Genomic DNA, 21,816 nt, shown 5'->3' with positions numbered 1-21,816 from the left:
GCATGGCGGTACATAGTTATGCAGGGCAACCGGGCTCATTCACCAACAGGGTTGTTTGACTATGCTTACAGATCATATCTGCATGGCGAGGGGTATATGGACGACGACAACACCAACAACAAACCGCCGACCTTTTGGCAAATGGTGCACAGCGTGATGGCCGCGGCATTCGGGGTGCAGAGCGGAAAAAACCGCGCGCGGGACTTTACCCACGGCAAGCCGAGTCACTTCGTGATCCTGGGAATACTGTTCACCACCGTGTTCGCCCTGACGCTGTTTGCCATCGTCAAGCTGGTGCTGTACCTCGCAGGCATCTGAGCCCGCTCTCAGGCATTGCTACGCAATGAATATTGCATACGGATAACCGGTCCGCAGTCGGCGCTGGCAGCCCGACCACGGCCCGGGCGCTAACGGTTATTGATGGCTGACCCAGAAAACGGCAGTGCCCACGACCAGGATGATCAGGAACAAAATGGCCCAGGCATCCACCGTGCTATCGGGTTTTGAAGCTTTGGAAGGGTTGCTCATTGCATCGCCTCTTGTCGGTTTTATCGGTGATTGCATAAAGACTCGATCACAGTAAAGACGACGATTGCCCGCACCACAAACAGGGGCTTTGCAACAACGATTCTCATTAGTCCTTTTGGTTCTTTACATATACTCAAACATCACTTTTGCGCATAACCGCAAACTGGTATCTTGCCCCGGCTCCATTAGGAGTGCGCGGCCGTGCGCGCAGAATTGCAGAGGCTCTTGGACTGCGGCAAGCAAAAAACGCAGCTGTATCCGAGCGACCCAAGCCTGAGAACAGGACTTATATGTACGTATACGACGAATACGATCAGCGGATCATCGAGGACCGCGTCAAGCAGTTCCGTGATCAGACCCGACGCTATCTGGCAGGCGAGCTGAGCGAAGAAGAATTCCGCCCCCTGCGCCTGCAAAATGGCCTGTATATCCAGCGCTTCGCGCCGATGTTGCGGGTGGCGGTGCCTTACGGCCAACTGACTTCGCGCCAGATGCGAATGATGGCCAAGATTGCCCGTGACTACGACAAGGGCTACGCCCACATCAGTACCCGGCAGAACGTGCAGTTCAACTGGCCGGCGGTGGAAGACATCCCGGACATTCTTGCCGAACTGGCCACCGTGCAGATGCACGCGATCCAGACCAGCGGCAACTGCCTGCGCAACGTCACCACCGACCAGTTCGCCGGTGTCGCCGCCGACGAGCTGATCGACCCGCGCCCGTGGTGCGAAATCGTCCGCCAGTGGACCACCTTCCACCCGGAATTCGCCTACCTGCCGCGCAAGTTCAAGATTGCCGTCAACGGTTCGACCTCCGACCGTGCCGCCATCGAAGTCCATGACATTGGCCTGGAGCCGGTACACAACGCCGCAGGCGAACTGGGCTTCCGCGTGCTGGTCGGCGGTGGCCTGGGCCGTACGCCGGTAGTGGGCGCGTTCATCAATGAATTCTTGCCGTGGCAAGACCTGTTGAGCTACCTCGACGCCATCCTGCGGGTCTACAACCGCTATGGCCGTCGCGACAACAAGTACAAGGCGCGGATCAAGATCCTGGTGAAGGCGCTGACCCCCGAGGTCTTCGCCCAGAAAGTCGACGCGGAAATGGAGCACCTGCGCGGTGGCCAGACCACGCTGACCGAAGCCGAAGTGCAGCGCGTCGCCAAACACTTCGTCGACCCGGACTACAAGGCGCTGGACAACCAGAACGCCGCCCTGGCCGAGCTCGACCAGCAGCACCCGGGCTTCGCCCGCTGGCGCGTGCGCAACACCCTGGCCCACAAGAAGCCGGGCTACGTGGCCGTGACCCTGTCCCTGAAGCCGACCGGCGTTGCACCGGGCGACATCACCGACAAGCAACTCGACGCCGTGGCCGACCTGGCCGAGCGTTACAGCTTCGGTCAATTGCGCACTTCCCACGAGCAGAACATCATCCTGGCCGACGTCGAGCAGGACAAGCTGTTCACCCTGTGGGGCGAGCTGCGCGAACAAGGTTTCGCCACGCCGAACATCGGCCTGCTGACCGACATCATCTGCTGCCCAGGCGGCGATTTCTGCTCCCTGGCCAACGCCAAGTCGATCCCGATCGCGGAATCGATCCAGCGCCGTTTCGACGACCTGGACTACCTGTTCGACATCGGTGAACTGGACCTGAACATCTCCGGCTGCATGAACGCCTGTGGTCACCACCACGTTGGCCACATCGGCATTCTCGGCGTGGACAAGAAAGGCGAAGAGTTCTACCAGGTGTCCCTTGGCGGCAGCGCCAGCCGCGACGCCAGCCTGGGCAAGATCCTTGGCCCGTCCTTTGCCCAGGAAGCCATGCCTGACGTGATCGAGAAGCTGATCGACGTGTACATCGAACAACGTACCGAAGACGAGCGTTTCATCGACACCTACCAGCGTATTGGCATCGACCTCTTCAAGGAGCGCGTCTATGCAGCGAATAATTAAGAACAACGAAGTCGTCGACGAAACCTGGCACCTGCTGCCCAAGGATTTCAGCATCGACGAGATCACCAATTGCGACGACTACATCGTCCCGTTGCAGTTGTGGCGTGAACACAGCCGTATGCTCCTGGCCCGCGACGGTGGCCTGGGCATCTGGCTGGACGCCGATGAAGAAGCCGAGGAGATCGGCGAAGACGTGGCCAGCTTCCAGGTCATCGCCCTGAACTTCCCGGCCTTCACCGATGGCCGCAACTACTCCAACGCCCGCCTGCTGCGTGACCGCTACGGTTTCAAAGGCGAACTGCGGGCGATTGGCGACGTGCTGCGCGACCAGTTGTTCTACCTGCACCGCTGCGGTTTCGATGCGTTCGCGATTCGCGCCGACAAAGACCCGTACGAAGCCCTGGAAGGTCTCAAGGACTTCTCGGTGACCTATCAGGCTGCCACCGACGAACCGCTACCGCTGTTCCGTCGTCGCTGATCGGTAAACCTTGAACCCCGTTCGGGGTTCAAGGCTCCCTCCTCGTTCTGACGCGACAATCCATTTACAGGCCTGCGCGCTGTTCCAGCGTTTCGAAAGCCGCCCATGGATTTTCGAGCCGTACACCCGCCGCGATCAATCGATTCCATATTGCGTCTGAAGCATCTGCCGCTTCCACAAGTCCCCAGACTCGCTCCTGAAGCGACAGGTAACCGACATGAAAATCAGGGGTCAGGCTCAATCTGTTTATCGCGCTCAAAAACCGCGTACCAGAGGGTTTTTCTGCCAGCCGCTGCCAAAGCGCTTGCCGGGATTGTTTCAGCGGTTCTTCGCAGCCTCGTAGCCACACCCTCGGCTGTCCATAATCAACGTCGGGCTCGCTCAGCCATAAATTGATCCCCGTTTGCTCACGATGGCTGATCAGTCGCCGAAGCGTGTCTTCGTCCGTCAGAGGATTGCCCTCCAGCAACACGCGATCCACCGAGACAGCCTGATTGATCACCGCGGGTGGAACCCGGACAATGCGGTTATCACGCAAATCCAGTGAGACCATATAGGGCTCATCCCTGACGCCGATCGGGCAACGTGCAATCCGGGTGTTGTTCAAGTTCAGCCACCGCAAGTCATTCATCCCGAGCAGAACGGGAGGTATGCCCAATGGGTTGTCACTCAGGTCCAGCATTTGAAGCCTAGCCAAGCCGCTCAGCTGCGACGCCGTCCCTTCGGTGAAAACCAGGCCGGTGGCCTTCAGATTGAGCGACCTGAGATGAACCAGGCTGAACAGGGTCGTCGGCAGAACAGTCTGCCCATTCCCCTCGGCGTCGAATTCGATCAGATCGGCATGTTCGAGATCCAAGGTCTGCAGATTCGGAAAACACTCCAGGAACCCATTCAGGGATTCACGCTCGGCCACATGCAAGTGTGGCATCGACAGCTCGACGACATCGTTGAACCGGACGTTCATAACCGGTAATCGGTGATAGTTCTCGAAGCCCATGTGGAGCTTTATTCCCACAAACTGTTCACCTGAATAGACGAGCTGGTCTGGCAATGCACGCCCTTGCCAAATCGCGGTCAGTTCAGCGGCCAACTCGATCCTGGTTTCCCGCTCGTAGTCCATGGTGTTTTCAACCAGCTCGGCGTTATGTGCTTCGATCTGCTCACCGGTCATCCCCTGCGCCTCGTCATCAGTGTCGATGAGGAAGGGAAAGTCCATGTCCTCAATGTCTTGCACCACCTGATCGATCCAGCCTCTCAAGTCAGTGTTGAGCTGCTGTAACTGCTGTTTCAGCAGATCGATGTGCGCCTGTGCATCACCACCTGCACGCTGGAGCAGTCCATCGGCCTCAGCATCCGAGAAATCCGGGTAGATCTCCCTAACCTGTAACCTCATCATTTCATGCGTCAGCGCTGCTGCCTGCGGCGTACCGGGGAAGCCGCCGCCACGTAGTCCTTGCGCCTCGAATGGCAGACCAGAATCCATCCTGTGCAGTCCGAGTAACAACTCCGCTCGGGGCAATGCCCGCTCGCTGATTTTGTGCCGTAATACCAAGGCCGGATCAACCGGGGAAAGTTGCAACGCCTCGCGCTCGCCCCCGGAAAGGACATCGAGCAGCGCCGCATAAAAATCCACTTGTCCGGTGCTTCCCTGGTAATGGCCGGCCACCTTGATCAGTCGTCGAACGTTGGGAGCGTCAAGCGCACCACTGCGATCCACAATCGGGCCGATGAGGGAGTTCTCGCGCACTTCAATCCGAATGTTCTTGGGCCATCCTGGCAGGTTTTTCAGCGAATGCAGGGCCAGCGTGTCCGCTTGCGCACTGACCTGCGAGCGCAGGTACAAGCCTTCATAGGCACGATTGAGCCGCACATGCTGTTGGTACTGCCGGGCCTTTTGGTCCAGATGCTTGAATACTTGCCGGACACGGGCAGCTTCCACGGGGCCCTGGATGTCCACGCCGTAGCGGTCGAGCATTTGCTCGATGGCACTTTTTGGAAGTCCCGGATATTGGCGTTGCAACAGCCGGACCCATTCATGAGCGGATTCTTGCAATGCTGCGTAACGACTGTTGAACAATTCGGCTTGTCCGTCCTGCCCAAGCGCCTGATCGAGCTTAAAGCGGCTGATCGTATCGGCCAGTAGCGGCGTTGGCGGTCGCCCAGTGTGCATCAGGCGCAGCATGTCGTCATCGACCGTGCTGACTTTTCCGATCTGCACCAATACCTCATCGCTGAACGAGGCCACCGAGGGACCGATACCGCGCATCAGCTGCAGTCGTGACATCCCGGCTGCTGCTTTCACCCCGTCTTCCACAGGCGGTACCACAGGGACGGGCTCACGAGGTATCAGTGCGCCGGTTTCAACCCGCCCAACACTGTCCTGCGCCCCGGCGCCCGCCAGCGGCAGCGCGTTGAGCAATCCAAACACCAAGCGAGTTACGCCCTCCTTTCGCTGACTGGACGTTTCACCGTTTACGGCCTCGTCCAACCCGTAGCCGGCATCGATCAGTCCAGCCAGCGCCAACAAACCTTCCCCTCCCGGTACAAACAAGGCCAGAGGCCCGAACCGGTTGACCCACTGTACGAGCGGCTCGACCACGGCGCTCAGATTGTCGCGATTGACCTGTGCGTCGTCACGGATGGTTATGACACTGTCCCGTGCAGCCTGCTTCATCGTCAGCACAAGCTGTGCGAACGGATCGATCGCCGGTTCCTGATCGTCGAAACCGATGTAGTCGGCGGGGTCCCAATAACCGTCATTGTTGAAGAAACCGGCATTGTTGGTCAGCCAATGCTTTTTCGGGTAAATCGCCATGCCGTCCAGCGCGGTCAGCACACCCGCATGGAAAGTACCGTCCTGACGGTCATCTTCGGAAAAGTGCGACGCCAGGGCCTGCTTCGTGTCCTCGGCGGCGCCCTGTTTCACCACCCATTGGTGCAGCTGCGAGACGTTGGTGAACTCATGCAGCGGCGAAGAATTGCCCGGGATGTACACCAGCACCCGGTCACTGGCCGCACCGCGAAACATCCAGATATCGGTCGCGGTATAGCGATAAAGCTTCAGACGGCTGGCCGTGACCTTCGGCGGCATTCGGGTGGGGGCTTTCAGCTGTTCAAGCGTCAGGGTTTCCCAAGGCTGATCCGTTGGCAAGCCGGCTGCCTGTATCGCCAGGGCAAGGCCCTTTTCGCTCAAGCGCCGTTCATGACGCTGCAACCAGGCCGTCATGACGAATGCGGCTTTGGTCGACGTTCTCAAAGGGTAAGGACTGGCAGCAGCAATCACTTCGTCCGACGGCCAGGCGTGATCTAGATAGGTTTTGTAAAGCTCCTGCAGGTCCAGCTCCCACACCCATCGTTTGAAATCCGCCGGTCTCACATCGATCTGGGTCAGCGGACCATAGGTTTGTGGAACCGTTTGCCGATAAATTCCTTCATACGCCTGATGATTGCCGCTGCCATGATTGGCGAATTCATCGACGTTCTCGACAATCCGCACGCATGGCCCGATGTCCGGTTGCGTGTACAGACCCAAGGCCGTTTCAGCAAAACGTCCATCTTCAACGGTCTGGTAATTGGCAAGCAGCGCTTGCAGCAGCGATTGCGAACGCGCCACTTGCCCCTGCTCGATACCGTCCTGTGCGGGATGGCCCTGGTAGTGGTAATCGAGCGTCACCAGCAAGGCAGTCTGCGGATCGATGTTCGTCCCCCACTTTTGCTTGATCGAGTGCTCGCCAAACTGGCCGGGGGATTGTGGCAGTGCGATGTCCACGACGCTTTTCAATTCATCGCGCATGTGCAGAGACGGCACCGGGCAAGGGCCGGCAACATCGTGAGGTAGTTCTTTCATGGTGCATTCCGTTGCAGTCATTTCCGAACCACCACTCTACTCGACCCACTCCCCGGAAAAAGCAGGAGCGATTGACAGTGACGATAGGAAATTTCGCTGTTTGACCACGGAAAGCGGAGCGTTCTGAAGGGCAAAAAAAATGAAACCGTGGCGGTTACCACGGTTTCATTTGTTTGAAGCGCTGAAAGTTACCAGAAGCGTTGCTGGGTCAACCGGCTCCACCAACTCAGCAGCAGGCGATCAACCGAACCGCTGGCCGCCATGCCGATGCGTTCCGGCAGGCTTTTGCGTTCGGCGTAGTGCAAATGGTAAAGCTCCGATTTTTTCGCCCGTTCGGCGAGGTACTCATCACTGGTCTTGAGCTCGTCCACCAGTTGCTTGTCCAATGCCGCGATGCCGAGCCAGATTTCACCCGTAGCCACTTCGTCAATGGCCAGTTGCGGGCGATAACGCGATACAAAGTTCTTGAACAGCTGATGGGTGATGTCCAGGTCTTCCTGGAACTTTTCCCGGCCCTTCTCGGTATTTTCGCCAAACACAGTCAAGGTTCGTTTGTATTCACCGGCGGTCAGGACTTCGAAATCGATGTCGTGTTTTTTCAACAGGCGATTGACGTTGGGCAACTGTGCCACCACACCGATTGAGCCAAGGATGGCGAACGGCGCGCTGATGATCTTCTCGCCGATGCACGCCATCATGTAGCCACCACTGGCGGCGACCTTGTCGATGCACACGGTCAATGGCACGCCGGCCTCACGGATACGCGCCAGTTGCGAAGACGCCAGGCCGTAGCTGTGCACCATGCCGCCACCGCTTTCCAGGCGCAGCACCACTTCGTCCTTTGGTGTTGCCAGGGTCAGCAGCGCGGTGATTTCGTGGCGCAGGCTTTCAGTGGCCGAAGCCTTGATGTCGCCGTTGAAATCCAGCACGAACACCCGGGGTTTGGCGTCGGGCTGTTTCTTCTGTTTTTTCTCGGTCTTGGCCTGGGTCTTGCGCAAGGCCTTGAGCTGGTCCTTGTCGAGCAAGGTTTGCTCCAGGCGTTCGCGCAACCCTTTGTAGAAATCATTGAGCTTGCTGACCTGCAGCTGGCCGGCGGATTTGCGTCGACCTTTGCTGCGCAAGGCCGCAAAGCTGGCCAGGACCACCAGTATGGCGATCACCAGGGTCACGGTCTTGGCCAGGAAAACGGCGTACTCGGACAAAAACTCCACAGGGACTCCTTAAACGTTGCGCGGCATGCAAGCGCGCGGGATACCACCAGCATACCCATGCGCCGCCCCTGCTACCAGCCGTGAAACCTCTGGAAACAGGCCTGTAACAGGCATTTCAAACAAGCGTATGTTTTTTCATTGACAGCTCACCGTCATCCCCATAACCTCGCCAAACCTTCAACGTACCGGGATGACGCGGACGTGGGCAGTATCTACTTGATTCGACATGGCCAGGCCTCCTTTGGTGCAGACGACTATGACGTCCTGTCGCCCACCGGTATCCGCCAGGCAGAAATCCTCGGCCGGCACCTGGCCGAACTCGGTATCAGCTTCGACCGCTGCCTGTCGGGCGACCTGCGCCGCCAGCAACATACGGCCAATAGCGCGCTCGAACAATACGCTGCCGTTGGCCTGCCGGTGCCGATCCTCGAGACCGATAGCGCGTTCAATGAATTCGACGCCGACGCGGTGATCCGCGCGCTGTTGCCTGCCATGCTGGCGGACGAGCCCGAAGCGCTGAACATCCTGCGCAACGCCGCGCAGAACCGCGGCGAGTTCCAGCGCATCTTTGCCCTGATCATCGAACGCTGGCTCGCCGGCACCTACGACACGCCGGGCCTGGAAAGCTGGCTGGGCTTTGTCGAACGCGTGCAGGCCGGCTTGCAGCGCATCCTCGAACAAGCCGACAACACCCAGAAAATCGCCGTGTTCACCTCCGGCGGCACCATCACCGCCCTGCTCCACCTCATTACACAAATGCCGGCAAGACAGGCTTTTGAATTGAACTGGCAAATCGTCAACACCTCGCTCAACCACCTGAAGTTTCGTGGTCGCGAGGTGGCCCTGGCTTCCTTCAACAGCCATGCGCACCTGCAACTGTTGAAGGCCCCGGAACTCATCACGTTTCGCTGAGTCCGGACTATTGTGACCTTGGCTGTAACCACCCAGCTCTTATTACCCTTGCTCTAATTACCAAAAAAAGGATCAAACCATGACCTCCGTAGCTGATGCCGTACAAGCAATGAAAGCCAAGTTCAACCCAGCCGCTGCTGCCGGTCTGGACCTGGTCTTCGGTTTCCGCATCGACGACACCAAGAACTTCTCGCTGGTCGTCAAGGACAGCACCTGCGAATTGCTGGAAGGCGAAAACCCGGACGCCCAGGTGACCCTGGTGATGGACGGCGAAACCCTGCAAGGCATCGTCAGCGGCGAAACCGACGGCATGCAAGCGTTCATGGGCGGCAAGCTGCGCGCTGAAGGCGACATGATGCTGGCGATGAAACTGTCCGAGCTGTTCCCGGCCTAAGCGCGTCGCTTGCGGCTTGCGCAAGCGACCCTGGCTGCAAACGAATCCCGCCCCTTATGGCGGGATTCGTCGTTTTACACGCCTGAAAACGGCTGCCTGCGGATTTGCCGTCTATATTCCATCTGGCCGCATGCGGCTGCTTTCAGCTGTTTGCCCTCAACTCACGTTGCGCGGAGCACTGACATGAGCCCACCTGAGGACCACAACGGCGTCAACCGCCGCCATGTACTCCAAGGCCTGTCCGCAGGTGCCGTCGGTGCCTGGATCAGCCCGCTGTTCGCAGGGAGTAAAACCATGCCAGACAACCCCGCCGATCTCATTCTCTACAACGGACGCCTGCACACCGTCGATCGCAAGAAACCCCAGGCCAGTGCCGTCGCGATCAAGGACGGGCGCTTCGTGGTGGTCGGCAGCGACGCCCAGGCCATGGCCCTGCAAGGCCCCGGCACGCGAGTCATCGACCTGCACGGGCGCACGGTGATTCCCGGCCTCAATGACTCACACTTGCACCTGATCCGTGGCGGCCTCAATTACAACCTCGAACTGCGCTGGGAAGGCGTACCGTCGCTGGTCGATGCGCTGCGCATGCTCAAGGACCAGGCCGACCGCACGCCCACGCCGCAGTGGGTACGGGTTGTCGGTGGCTGGAACGAATTCCAGTTCGCCGAAAAACGCCTGCCCACCCTCGACGAACTGAACAAGGCCGCGCCCGACACGCCGGTGTTCGTCCTGCACCTGTACGACCGTGCGCTGCTCAATCGCGCCGCGTTGAAAGTGGTGGGTTATACCCGCGACACGCCGAACCCGCCGGGCGGCGAAATCCAGCGCGATGCCAATGGCGATCCCACCGGCATGTTGATCGCCCGGCCCAACGCCATGATCCTGTATTCAACCCTGGCCAAGGGGCCGAAACTGCCGCTGGAGCATCAGGTCAACTCCACCCGGCAATTCATGCGCGAACTCAATCGCCTGGGTGTCACCAGCGCGATCGACGCGGGCGGTGGCTATCAGAATTACCCGGACGACTACCAGGTCATCCAGCAACTGGCGAAGGATCAGCAACTGACCGTGCGCATCGCCTACAACCTGTTCACCCAGAAACCCAAGGAAGAACTGACCGATTTCAAGCATTGGACCAGTACCTCACGCTACGGCCAGGGCGACGATTTCCTGCGGCACAACGGTGCCGGGGAAATGCTGGTGTTCTCGGCAGCAGACTTCGAAGACTTCCTTGAGCCGCGCCCGGACCTGCCATCCACCCTGGAGCAAGACCTGGAACCGGTGGTACGCCACCTGGTGGAGCAACGCTGGCCATTTCGCCTGCATGCCACCTACAACGAATCCATCAGCCGCATGCTCGATGTGTTCGAGAAGGTCAATCGCGACATTCCGTTCGACGGCTTGCCGTGGTTCTTCGACCATGCCGAAACCATCACTCCACAGAACATAGAGCGGGTCAAAGCGCTGGGCGGCGGCATCGCCATCCAGGACCGCATGGCCTTCCAGGGCGAGTACTTCGTCGACCGCTATGGCGCCAAGGCGGCCGAACACACACCGCCCATTGCACGCATGCTGGCCGAGGGCGTACCGGTAGGCGCCGGCACGGATGCGACGCGGGTGTCGAGCTACAATCCATGGACGTCGCTGTACTGGCTGGTCAGTGGCCGGACTGTCGGCGGCCTGGCGTTGTATCCGCAAGGCTTGAGCCGCGACACCGCGCTGGAGCTGTTTACCCATGGCAGCGCCTGGTTCTCGTCCGAGCAAGGCAAGAAGGGCCAGATCAAGGTCGGGCAACTGGCGGACCTGATCGCACTGTCGGCCGACTATTTCCATATGGAGGTCGAGGGCATCAAGGGTATCGAATCGGTGCTGACCCTTGTCGATGGCAAGGTTGTCTACGCCAGCAACGAGTTCGAAAAACTCGGCCCCCCGCCCATCCCGGTGGTGCCGGAGTGGTCGCCCGTGGCCAAGGTGCCCGGCCACTGGAAGCCATCGGCACCGCTGACGGCTCAGGTTCATCAATGTGTCGGGGCTTGCGTGGTGCATGCGCACAGTCACGAACGGGCGCGTTTGTCGAATGCGCCGGTCAGCGACTTCCGCGGGTTCTGGGGGGCGTTTGGCTGCTCCTGTTTCGCGTTTTGACCTGAAGTGCAAAAGATCGCAGCCTGCGGCAGCTCCTACAGGGGTTCTCTGTAGGAGCTGCCGCAGGCTGCGATCTTTTGATTTGCCTTACAATGCCAGCACTTCCCGCACTGGCCGCCCCATGGACATCGACCTCGCCCGCACCTTCCTGGAAATCGTCCGCCACGGCAGCCTCGCCGCGGCCGCCGAGAAACTCCACGTCACCCAGACCGCGATCACCGCGCGGGTACAGAAGCTGGAAAGTCACCTGGGCAGCACGCTGTTCGTACGCAACCGTGCCGGCGCCCGCCTGACGCCCAATGGCGAAGCGTTCGTGATCTATGCCAATCAACTGGTGGAAACCTGGGAAGCCGCGCGCCGGGACTTGCCCTTGCCCGAGGGCTTCCATGACGTACTGCACATCGGGGGCGAGGTCAGCCTGTGCAATCCGTTGATGCTCAGTTGGGCCGGCGTACTGCGCGACAGGATTCCCGGCCATGCGCTGCGCATGGAAATCCGCGATGGCGAACACCTGCTGCGCCAACTGGAGCTTGGGGTGCTCGACGCGGCGCTGGTCTATCAGCCCGAATACTGGCCGCGCCTGCAGGTCGAGCAGATTCTCGAAGAAAAACTCATCCTCGTGCGCCACCCCGAACGCCCCGAACCCTACGTATACATCGACTGGGGCCAGCACTTCCGGCGTCAACATGACGCCGCCCTGCCGGAAAAGGCCAAGGCGGCGCTCAGTTTCAACCTCGGCCCCCTGGGTTTGCAGTACATCCTCGAACACGGCGGCAGCGGCTACTTCCGCACCCGGGTGGTCCAGAGCTACCTGGAAAGCGGCATGCTGGAGCCCGTACCCAAGGCCCCGGAATTCAGTTACCCGACCTACCTGGTTTACTCCCGCGACCGCGACTCGGCGGCACTGCAGCTGGCTTTCGATCTGCTGCGCGAGGTGATCAAGGGCGATGACGATTGGTCGCAACGCTGGAATCCGCTGACCTGAATCCGTTTTATCAAGGATCGGCCAACCAAAACCCCGGGATCGACTAATCTGCTGGAGATAACAATAACGACAGGTGATTGCAGTGAGGCAGACCACCGAAGCATTCCGTGCCCGTTACCGTTGCGACATTCACCCCCGTTATAACCCCTGGCTGCATGGCACCTTCGTGCTGGTGTTCGGCCTGGTGGCGATCGGCATTTTCTGGAGCACCGTGCATAAGGTTCAGCCTCTCGAATGGCTGGCAGTACCGGTGTCCCTGCTGTTCTTCAGTTTCATTGTGTACATGGTGCATCGCCACCTTGGCCATCATAAAAAAAACTTCGCGCGGATGTTCTATGCCCGCCATGCCGGCGACCATCACAGCTTTTTCGCCCCCGGCAAAATGACGTATGACAGCGCTCGCGACTGGCGCGTCATCCTGTTCCCGGCCTGGTTGATCGTGGTGCACACGCTGCTGATCGCCCTGCCCCTGTGGTGGCTGCTCCAGCCCTTGGACGCCAACGCCGCCGGGCTGGTAGGCGGCTGCCTGGTCCTGGGTTACCTGACCTACGAAGTGTTCCATGCCTGCGAGCATCTGCCGGCGCACAACCGGATTACGCGCCTGCCATGGATCCGCCAGATGCGTCGCCTGCATGAACTGCATCACCGCCGCGAGATGATGCAGCAACGTAATTTCAACATCGTCTTTCCGTTGATGGATTACCTGTTCGGCACCCTCTACTGGGAGCCGGAACCGGAACCGGCCATCGAGTACCTGAAGAGAACGCCCATGACCCGCATGCAGCATCAGATCGACATCGCCGGTAATCCCGTTGCCGTGCTCGCCTATGCCAGCACCGTGAGCAGTTGGCCGCAGTGGCATCCATCGTCCCTGCGGATCAACGGCCCGAAAGGGCCTTTGCATGCTGGCGCGCGATTCGAGGAGGACATCCGCGCCGGTGGCCGTGACGGGCACTTGAGCTGGGTGGTCGATGAGTACCTGCCTGGACGCCGCTGGATTGCCCGGGCCCATGGCGACAATGGCCTGTCATTGCTGCTGACTTACGAATGTGCAGCTGAAGGCGATGGCACGCGGTTCGTGCGCACGCTTGAATACCGGTTCAGCAGCCTGGGAATGCGAGTGGCCAATCAATTGCTGCTCAAGCGACGGATCGATCGCGAATCGGCGGCGTCGATGCTGGCGCTTCGCGACACCGCGCAAAAACACCTGGCACAGTCAGGAGTCCGTGCGTGATTCGACCGATCAGGTTTCTCCATGGGCTATTGCTGCTGATCGTTGCCCTCGGCGCCTTCCTGCTATTGATGCCGACCAAGGTCGACCCTGTGGCCTGGACGCCGCAACCGGCACCGTCCCTCAGCAGCGGCCCGTACGCGGACAACCAGCGTCTCAAGGGCCTGGTACGCGTCGGCGCGCAGAACATCGACGGCCCCGAAGCGCTGCTCCTGGAAAACAACGCGCTGATTACCGGGCTGCATGATGGCCGGGTCATTCGCACCAGCCTGGACGGCCAGGACACCAGGATGTTGACCGACACCGGCGGCCGCCCCCTGGGGTTGGCCCGCCACCCCAATGGCTTGCTGGTGATCGCCGACGCCGTCAAGGGCTTGTTGTCACTGGACGCCCAGGGTCGCCTGGTGGCCTTGACCACCAGCGCCAATGGCGTGCCGTTGGGTTTCACCGATGACGTGGCCATCGATAAGTCCGGGCACTACGCCTACTTCAGCGACGCCTCCAGCCGTTTCGGCTACGGCGAGGACGGTGAGGCTATCATCGAACATGGCGGCGACGGACGCTTGCTGCGGTATGACTTCCAGACCGGCAAGACCACGATGCTGCTGGACAAGCTGGAGTTTGCCAATGGCGTCACCCTGGGTCCGGACGATGCCTTCGTGCTGGTCAACGAAACCGGTGCGTATCGCATCACTCGCTACTGGTTGAGCGGACCGAAAGCCGGCACCCATGACCTGTTCATCGATAACCTGCCGGGGTTGCCGGACAACCTGTCTTTCAACGGCCGCGACCGTTTCTGGGTGGCGCTGTATGCGCCGCGTAACGCCTTGCTCGACAAAACCGCGCCACACCCTTTCGTGCGCAAGATGATCGCGCGAGCGCTGATTGTTCTACCCAAGCCGGTGGAAAAACGCGCCTTTGCGCTGGGACTGGATCTTGAGGGCAAGGTGATCGCCAACCTGCAGGACGGCAGCAGCGACAGCTATTCGCCGATCACCACCGTGCGTGAGTATGGGGACTGGTTGTATTTTGGCTCGTTGAAAGCGAAAAATATGGTGCGATTGCCGCTGAGTACGGCGTTGCACTAAAGCGGTAAACCTGTGGGAGCGAGCCTGCTCGCTCCCACAGGGATTTGGGTACACCGCATTATCGATTTTTTTCATGCCCCCGTTCCCGATCGATGTCAGTGCCGTCATCCTGATCCATGGGGATGGCACCTTCGTTATCGGGCAGTTCATCAATGCCCGGCTCGTCCTCCGGGTTGACGGTAGTTCGACCGGGACTCAAGGGATCGGGATGGGTCGGAATGGGGTCATAGCCCCCTTGTTCTTCGCTGGGAAATTTTGGATCAGCCATGGGGCACCTCGCCTGTCGCCGCATCATCGGGCTCTGAACATTCGAGGTGCCGGTCAATATCGTCGTTCCAATTATTCAGCCACCGATTGTCGGTGGCTCATCACGAAACATCAGGACGACGACTGCAGCTGTTTGACGATCTTGTCCTTGACCTCCAGGCGTTTCGCCTTGAGCTTGGTCACCGCGTCGTCGCTGGATTTGGCTTCCTCTGCCTCCACCACAGCTTTATCCGCCTGGGAATACTTGTTGATCAGTGAATCCAGTAACGGATCCTCGGCGCGTTTCTTCTGAATTTCTTCCTTTGTGCGTTTCAGATCCTGAAAAAGGTCGTGGGGCACCGGCATGGAACACCTCCGTTTGTTAATCGGTAGCAAACGCGATTGATTGCGTTCGCCAATTATCAGAATGGCCTCGGTTGGCCGGTTCTGTCGACCATCTGTCAGACCAGCGGTGCCCATTCGTCGTCCTGTCGCCAATGCGATAAAACCTTTACCCCCACCGCGACCTCCACAGCGTAACGATCAATTCGATCGCCCATGACAACCGTGTGGAGAAGAACCAATGGACAGATTCAACCTGCGCCATCTCACTCTGGCCATCGCCTTGAGCACCAGCATGGGCGCGGCCTTCGCGGCAACCGACAATGATTTCGTCGACAAGGCGGCTGCCGGCGGAATCGCCGAGATCGAAACCAGTCGCCTGGCCCTGGAAAAAAGCCAGTCAGCCGATGTCAAGGCGTTCGCCAACATGATGATCACCGATCATTCCAAGGCCAACGATGAACTGGCGGCCATCGCGAAAAAGAATGACATTGAAGTGCCGGACAACACGACACTGGTGAAGCAGGCCAAGGAAAAGATCCTCGACATGCGTGACGAATCTTTCGATTCGGCCTACGCCAACAATCAGGTCAAGGCTCACGAAGACGCCATCGAGCTGTTCAAGAAACAAGCCAATACCGTGACCGACGACAGGACCAAAGGCGCAACCGAACTCAAGGGCTTTGCGCAAAAAATGTTGCCAGGGCTGGAAAAACACCTGGATATGGCGAAAAAGCTTCAGGCTGCCCATCCAGACAAATAATCCTCATCAGAATAAATAGACCGCATCCATCGATGCGGTCTTTTTATCTGGGCCAGGCCATGCCGCCCTCGGTGTCGATGCAAAAAAAAAGATCGCAGGCTGCACCAGCTCCTACAGTCCATATGCAGCGAATGAAAATACCTGTCGAACGCGAACAACTATTTCATCCGCGAAATGTCACTGCTTTTGCGCCGGTCATTTTTTCCGGGAATCGGCCGCATACCACTCAAGGAGACAAGTCCCATGGCGGCACTGCAAACCAGCACGCTCGATGCGATGAAGAACAACCAGGCACAACTGCTCACCGAGTGGAAAAACGGCTTGGAATCCAGTGGCGCTACGCGCAATCTCAAAGAGCAGGACCTGCAACAGCAGACGTCGGAATTCCTGCAACTGGTCATTTCGGGCCTGCAAAACGGCAATGACCAGAACATCGCCACAGCCGGCTGGGACGAAATTCGCCAGTTCCTCGACAAGCTGTCCCATAGCCGCGCGCTACTCGGCCAGGATTCGCACCAGACCGCCAGCTTCATCTTCTCGCTCAAGGGGCCGCTGTTTGCCCTCCTGCAGAATCATTACCAGGACAGCCCGGCGCTGTTGGCCGAGCAACTCTGGGAAATTTCCGAATTGCTCGACGCCCTGGGCATGCACACCATCCGCACCTTCCAGAAATCCCGCGAAGCCGTGATCAAACGCCAGCAGGAAGAACTGCTGGAGCTGTCGACCCCGGTGGTCAAGCTCTGGGACGGCGTCCTGGCCCTGCCGATGATCGGCACGCTGGACTCGCAACGCACCCAGGTGGTGATGGAATCGCTGCTGCAGCGCATCGTCGATACCGGCTCGGAGATCGCCATCATCGACATCACCGGCGTCCCGACCGTCGATACCCTGGTGGCCCAGCACCTGCTCAAGACCGTCACCGCGATTCGACTGATGGGGGCCGACTGCATCATCAGCGGCGTGCGCCCGCAGATCGCCCAGACCATCGTGCACCTGGGGCTGGACCTGCAAGGCGTGGTCACCAAGGCCAACCTGGCCGATGCCTTGAAACTGGCCCTGACCCGGCTGGGCCTGGCCGTCAGCAAGGCGGACTGAGCCAATGGAGCGCATTCCGATTCTGCAAATGGGCGACTTCCTGCTGGTGACCATCCAGGTGGACATGCATGACCAGCTGGCGCTGACGCTGCAAGACGACCTGTCCGAGCGCATCAGCAGGACGTCCGCCCGCGGCGTGCTGATCGATATCTCCGCCCTGGACATGGTCGACTCCTTCATTGGCCGGATGATCGGCACCATCTCCGGGCTGTCGAGCATCATGGATGCCCGGACCGTGCTGGTCGGCATGCAGCCGGCGGTGGCCATCACCCTGGTGGAGCTGGGCCTGACCCTGCCTGGTGTCAGTACCGCGCTCAATGTCGAGCGCGGGATGAAACTGCTTCAGGAACGAGTACGCAACCAATGACTGTGCGCAGCAGCGGCACTCACCCGATTCACATCGAGCAGGACGTCGTCCTGGCCCGCCAGCTGGCGCGCAAACTCGCCCAGGACTGCGGCATGCGCCTGATCGACCTGACCAAGCTGGTGACCGCGGTTAGCGAGCTGGCGCGCAATACCATGGTGTACGGCGGTGGCGGCGACATGGACTGGCAGATCCTCGATGAAAGCCCGCGCACCGGCCTGCGCCTGGTCTTCCGCGACGAAGGGCCAGGTATCGCCGACCTCAAACTGGCAATGACCGATGGCTGGACCTCCGGTGCCGGCCTGGGCCTGGGCCTGACCGGAGCCAAGCGCCTGGTCAATGAATTCGATATCGACACAGCGCCGGGAAAGGGTACTCGCGTAACGATTACCCGATGGACATGAACATCGGCGGTTCGATGACCCAAGTGCTGGTCATCGAGGACAACAGCCAGATCGGCCACGCTCGACGCACCGCGCAGCAACTCGCGCAGCAACTCGGTTTCGACACCACGGACGCGGGACGGGTAGCGCTGGTCGCCACCGAACTTGCCAGCAACATTCTCAAGCACGCCAACCGTGGTGAATTGCACCTGAGGGTCCTGCCCCGTGCCAGCGGCGCCGGTATCGAGATGCTCGCCATCGACCGCGCACAGGGTTTTGACCTGCACGCCTGCCTGGCCGACGGTTTTTCCACCGGCGGCACCCAAGGCATTGGCTTGGGCACTGTGTCGCGGCAGACCGAGGTGTTCGATGTCTATGCCGATTCACGGGGCGCCGTGCTGCTCACAAGGTTGTACCCGCGAACGGACAAGGGCGCAGACCGACGCATTGGCGTCAGCCAGCATTCGTTGCACCAGGATCCCGCGTGCGGCGATACCTGGCACCTGGCGCTGGACGGGCCGCGCATCAGCGCCCTGGTGATCGATGGCCTGGGCCATGGTGAAGAAGCCGAACGCGCCGCCCGCGCCGGCGAGAAAGCCTACGCGCTGCTGCCCTTCGCCTCACCGCTGCAGGTGCTGGAAGACATTCATCAAGCCATGATCGGCACCCGTGGCGGTGCAGTGGCCATCGCCCAGTTCGACGCCGGCAGCGACGCCTTGAAATTCCTCGGCATCGGCAACATCGGCGCCTGCCTGGTCGCACCGGACAAGTCCCGGGGCCTGGCCTCCCACCCCGGCATCGTCGGCGGGCAGTTTAGAAAGGCGCAGCCCTTTGACTATGCTCAGGTGAGCGGGCAATTGCTGATCATGTACAGCGATGGCCTGCAGTCGCGCTGGAACCTGTCTGATTACCCCGGCCTGGTGCACCGCCATCCCGCCGTGATTGCCGCCATCCTGCACCGCGATTTCTGTCGTGGACGAGACGATGTCACCGTGCTGGTCATTGCCCTGGAGGCCGCCCATGGCTGAAGTGCCCATGAGTCAAATCGACGAACAAGCTGCAATGATCGCGCGTTTGCAGGGTGAAGCCATTGCCCTGCGCGCCGAGCTGGATGAAACCAACCAGGGCGTCCTGGCGCTGTACGCCGAACTCGACACCCAGGCCGAACAGCTACGCCAGGCCTCGGACCTCAAAAGCCGCTTCCTGTCCTACATGAGCCATGAGTTTCGCACGCCATTGGGCTCGATCCTGAGCATCGCCAGCCTGCTGACCGATGAACTCGACGGGCCACTGAGCAGCGAGCAGCACAAGCAGGTGGCTTTCGTCAGCAATGCCGCGCGGGAGCTGAGCGACATGGTCGACGACCTGCTCGACCTGGCGAAGATCGAAGCCGGGCGCATCACCATTTCACCGGCCTGGTTCGACATGCTCGACCTGTTCGCCGCCCTGCGCGGCATGTTTCGCCCGATCGTCGATACCAGCGCCGTGGACCTGATCTTCGAGGAACCGGTGGGCCTGCCCCGGCTGTACACCGACGACAAGAAGCTCGCGCAGATCCTGCGCAATTTCATATCCAATTCGTTGAAGTTCACCACCCGCGGGGAAGTTCGGGTCTCGGCGCAAATGGAAAACCGCGATTACGTGCGTTTCGCCGTCAGCGACAGCGGAATTGGTATCGCTCAGGAGCTGCATGGCGCATTGTTCGAAGACTTCTCCCAGGTCGATTCCCCGCTGCAAAAACGCCTGCGTGGAACCGGGCTCGGGTTGTCGCTGTGCAAACGCTTCGCGGTGCTGCTGGGCGGCGAAGTCGGGGTACAGAGCACACCGGGTGTGGGCTCGACCTTTTTTGTGATCATCCCGCTGGCCATCGCCATGGAGCCTGCCGATGAAACGTGACCTGCGCTTGCTGATCGTCGATGACAACGTTGCCACGCGCTACGCCTTGCGTCGGCGCCTGGAACGCCACGGCTATGAGGTGCTGGAATCCGGCACCGGCAGCGAAGGTCTGGAATTGATCGCCAGCGTGGCGATCGACGCCTTGATCCTCGACGTCAACCTGCCGGACATGAGTGGCTTCGACATCGTGCGCAAACTGCGATCGGAGCCCGCTACCGCCCTGCTCCCGGTGATTCACGTGTCCGCGGCGTCGATCCAGACCGGCGACATCATCACCGGGCTGGACGCCGGTGCCGACGCTTACCTGATCCACCCGGTGGACCCGGATGTGCTGCTGGCGACCCTGCGAACCTTGCTGCGGGTGCGCGAAACCGAGAATGCCCTGCGGGACAGCGAGGCGCGCTTTCGCGAGATTTTCGTCAATGTGTCGGCCCCCATCGCCGTGCTGGATGCACAGCTCAAGGTCCACGAATGCAACCATGCGTTCGCCCAACTGATCCAGGACAACCTCGACCCGGATACCCTGCACCAGTGTTTCGCCGACGACCAGTGCGCCGTGATCGAGGAACTGCGCCTGCGCCTGGCGTATGGCGAACGCTGGAAAGGCACCTTGAGCATGCGGGTGCAGGGCGAACTTCGCGAAACCGAATGGCAGATTTCACCCTACCGCACACCGGCGTTGAGCCTGGTGTTCGTCGAGGACGTCACCGAACACCGTCACCGCGAACGCTCGCACCTGGCGCGCCTGGACGATGCCACCACCCAACTGGCCAATGAAGTCGCCGAACGCGCGCGCACCGAAGCCCAGCTGTTGCAGGTGCAGAAAATGGACGCGCTGGGCAAGCTGACCGGAGGCATTGCCCACGATTTCAACAACCTGCTCACCGGCATTATCACCAGCCTGGAACTGATCCAGAAGCGCGTTGCCGAGTCCCGCACCGACAAGGTGGCCTTCTATGCCGAAGCGGCCTTGAACTCGGCCATGAGTGCCGCCTCCCTGACCCATCGCCTGCTCGCCTTCGCCCGCCAGCAGCCGCTCGACACCCGGCCCGTGGACATCAACGAGCACATCCGTTCCCTCGAGGAGCTGCTGGTGCGCACCATTGGCGAACGCATCGCCCTCAAGCTTGAACTGACGAGCAAACCGGCCATTGCCCTGGTCGATCCGATCCAGCTGGAAAGCGCCGTACTCAACCTGGTGATCAATGCCCGCGACGCCCTGCCCCAAGGGGGCAATATCTGGGTCAACACCTATGCCGCCTTTTCCCACGGTGACCCCAACCTGGCCGATGGCGCCTATGTCGCCTTGTCGGTGCGCGACGACGGCACCGGTATCGAACACAACGTCATCGACAAGGTGTTCGACCCATTCTTCACCACCAAGCCCCTGGGCCAGGGCACCGGGCTGGGGTTGTCGACCATCTACGGGTTTGCCCGCCAGTCAGGTGGCGACGCGCACATCCGCAGCGTGGCGCGACGCGGTACCGAAGTGACCATCATGTTGCCGGCCAGTGCCGATCCCACGGCCGGCGCAGTCGCATCGTCGACGACTCACGTCCAGGGTGGCGGTGAACATGTGCTGATCGTCGAGGACATGCCGTCAGTGCGCATGTTCGTGGCCGAAGTGCTGGTGGATGCCGGCTACCGTTGCACCGAGGCGGGGGATATCGAAAGCGCCCTGGAACGCCTGCAGAACGACGACTCCATCGACCTGTTGCTGACCGACGTCGGCCTGCCGCGCATGAGCGGCCGGGAACTGGCCGATATCGCGCGAGGCTGGCGCGAACACCTGCCGATCCTGTTCATGACCGGATATGCCGAAACCGCGATCAACCGCCAGGTGTTTCTCGGCGACGGCATGGAAATGCTGATCAAGCCCTTCCAGATCAATGAATTACTGGACAAGGTACGACGCACCCTCGACAGCGCCTGATAGCAAAAGATCGCAGCCTGCGGCAGCTC

At 60.3% G+C, this 21,816-nt stretch carries 20 protein-coding genes; 16 read left to right on the top strand and 4 right to left on the bottom strand.

Annotated elements, in window-relative coordinates; translation table 11 throughout:
- Positions 1–96 precede the first annotated feature (96 nt).
- From PMI35_RS17335 to PMI35_RS17345, 3 genes are all read left to right on the top strand, one after another.
- Entirely contained in the window at positions 97–318 is a 222-nt protein-coding gene (locus PMI35_RS17335; protein ID WP_008059251.1) for a DUF2970 domain-containing protein, read from the top strand.
- Positions 319–818: 500 nt separating this feature from the next.
- Positions 819–2,477 (top strand): nitrite/sulfite reductase, encoded by a 1,659-nt coding sequence (locus PMI35_RS17340; RefSeq protein ID WP_008059249.1) that lies wholly within the window; start codon positions 819–821, stop codon positions 2,475–2,477.
- Entirely contained in the window at positions 2,461–2,955 is a 495-nt protein-coding gene (locus PMI35_RS17345; protein WP_008059248.1) for a DUF934 domain-containing protein, read from the top strand. The genes PMI35_RS17340 and PMI35_RS17345 overlap by 17 nt, the downstream gene beginning before the upstream one ends.
- A 64-nt stretch (positions 2,956–3,019) precedes the next feature.
- On the opposite strand, the gene PMI35_RS17350 is transcribed toward PMI35_RS17345, so the two are convergent.
- Both PMI35_RS17350 and sohB read right to left on the bottom strand, forming a co-directional pair.
- Positions 3,020–6,802, bottom strand: coding sequence for a leucine-rich repeat domain-containing protein (locus tag PMI35_RS17350; RefSeq protein ID WP_008059246.1), 3,783 nt, complete (start codon positions 6,800–6,802; stop codon positions 3,020–3,022).
- Between the two features lie 188 nt (positions 6,803–6,990).
- Positions 6,991–8,013, bottom strand: coding sequence for a protease SohB (gene sohB / locus PMI35_RS17355; protein ID WP_008059244.1), 1,023 nt, complete (start codon positions 8,011–8,013; stop codon positions 6,991–6,993).
- Between the two features lie 201 nt (positions 8,014–8,214).
- On the opposite strand from sohB, the gene PMI35_RS17360 reads away from it, so the two are divergent.
- The 6 genes from PMI35_RS17360 to PMI35_RS17385 all read left to right on the top strand — a co-directional run bounded on the left by PMI35_RS17360 (position 8,215) and on the right by PMI35_RS17385 (position 14,765).
- Positions 8,215–8,925 carry a histidine phosphatase family protein gene (locus PMI35_RS17360; protein WP_008059235.1) on the top strand — a complete coding sequence of 237 codons (711 nt, stop codon included), beginning with the start codon at positions 8,215–8,217 and terminating at the stop codon, positions 8,923–8,925.
- 79 nt (positions 8,926–9,004) lie between these two features.
- A complete protein-coding gene (locus PMI35_RS17365; protein ID WP_008059234.1) occupies positions 9,005–9,319 on the top strand; it encodes an SCP2 sterol-binding domain-containing protein in 315 nt (104 codons plus the stop codon).
- Between the two features lie 294 nt (positions 9,320–9,613).
- On the top strand, positions 9,614–11,461 hold the full coding sequence (locus PMI35_RS17370; RefSeq protein ID WP_032831579.1) for an amidohydrolase: 1,848 nt from the start codon (positions 9,614–9,616) through the stop codon (positions 11,459–11,461).
- Between the two features lie 121 nt (positions 11,462–11,582).
- The gene (locus PMI35_RS17375) at positions 11,583–12,446 is read left to right on the top strand and encodes a LysR family transcriptional regulator (RefSeq protein ID WP_008059232.1); all 864 of its coding nucleotides are present in this window, start codon (positions 11,583–11,585) and stop codon (positions 12,444–12,446) included.
- Between the two features lie 82 nt (positions 12,447–12,528).
- A complete protein-coding gene (locus PMI35_RS17380) occupies positions 12,529–13,680 on the top strand; it encodes a sterol desaturase/SRPBCC family protein (RefSeq protein WP_008059228.1) in 1,152 nt (383 codons plus the stop codon).
- The gene (locus PMI35_RS17385) at positions 13,677–14,765 is read left to right on the top strand and encodes an SMP-30/gluconolactonase/LRE family protein (protein ID WP_008059227.1); all 1,089 of its coding nucleotides are present in this window, start codon (positions 13,677–13,679) and stop codon (positions 14,763–14,765) included. The genes PMI35_RS17380 and PMI35_RS17385 overlap by 4 nt, the downstream gene beginning before the upstream one ends.
- Before the next feature lie 58 nt (positions 14,766–14,823).
- On the opposite strand, the gene PMI35_RS17390 is transcribed toward PMI35_RS17385, so the two are convergent.
- Positions 14,824–15,033: a hypothetical protein gene (locus PMI35_RS17390; protein ID WP_008059226.1), complete on the bottom strand. Its 210-nt coding sequence runs from the start codon at positions 15,031–15,033 to the stop codon at positions 14,824–14,826.
- 110 nt (positions 15,034–15,143) lie between these two features.
- The gene (locus PMI35_RS17395) at positions 15,144–15,377 is read right to left on the bottom strand and encodes a DUF465 domain-containing protein (RefSeq protein ID WP_008059225.1); all 234 of its coding nucleotides are present in this window, start codon (positions 15,375–15,377) and stop codon (positions 15,144–15,146) included.
- 217 nt (positions 15,378–15,594) lie between these two features.
- Between PMI35_RS17395 and PMI35_RS17400 the strand changes: the two genes are divergently transcribed.
- The 7 genes from PMI35_RS17400 (at position 15,595) to PMI35_RS17430 (ending at position 21,787) form a co-directional block, all read left to right on the top strand.
- Positions 15,595–16,116: a DUF4142 domain-containing protein gene (locus tag PMI35_RS17400; RefSeq protein WP_008059224.1), complete on the top strand. Its 522-nt coding sequence runs from the start codon at positions 15,595–15,597 to the stop codon at positions 16,114–16,116.
- 243 nt (positions 16,117–16,359) lie between these two features.
- On the top strand, positions 16,360–17,211 hold the full coding sequence (locus tag PMI35_RS17405) for an STAS domain-containing protein (RefSeq protein ID WP_008059222.1): 852 nt from the start codon (positions 16,360–16,362) through the stop codon (positions 17,209–17,211).
- Between the two features lie 4 nt (positions 17,212–17,215).
- Positions 17,216–17,578, top strand: coding sequence for an STAS domain-containing protein (locus PMI35_RS17410; protein ID WP_008059220.1), 363 nt, complete (start codon positions 17,216–17,218; stop codon positions 17,576–17,578).
- The gene (locus PMI35_RS17415; RefSeq protein ID WP_008059219.1) at positions 17,575–17,979 is read left to right on the top strand and encodes an anti-sigma regulatory factor; all 405 of its coding nucleotides are present in this window, start codon (positions 17,575–17,577) and stop codon (positions 17,977–17,979) included. The genes PMI35_RS17410 and PMI35_RS17415 overlap by 4 nt, the downstream gene beginning before the upstream one ends.
- On the top strand, positions 17,976–18,986 hold the full coding sequence (locus tag PMI35_RS17420) for an ATP-binding protein (protein WP_008059213.1): 1,011 nt from the start codon (positions 17,976–17,978) through the stop codon (positions 18,984–18,986). Before PMI35_RS17415 ends, PMI35_RS17420 begins: the two co-directional genes overlap by 4 nt.
- Positions 18,979–19,854, top strand: coding sequence for a sensor histidine kinase (locus tag PMI35_RS17425; protein ID WP_008059211.1), 876 nt, complete (start codon positions 18,979–18,981; stop codon positions 19,852–19,854). Before PMI35_RS17420 ends, PMI35_RS17425 begins: the two co-directional genes overlap by 8 nt.
- Positions 19,844–21,787, top strand: a complete 1,944-nt coding sequence (locus PMI35_RS17430; protein WP_008059209.1) for a response regulator — start codon at positions 19,844–19,846, stop codon at positions 21,785–21,787. The genes PMI35_RS17425 and PMI35_RS17430 overlap by 11 nt, the downstream gene beginning before the upstream one ends.
- Positions 21,788–21,816 lie beyond the last annotated feature (29 nt).

This window comes from Pseudomonas sp. GM78 (assembly GCF_000282475.1).
GTDB lineage: Bacteria > Pseudomonadota > Gammaproteobacteria > Pseudomonadales > Pseudomonadaceae > Aquipseudomonas.
The sequence above is the reverse complement of the archived record's forward strand: the minus strand, read 5'-3'. Positions and strand labels throughout refer to the sequence as shown.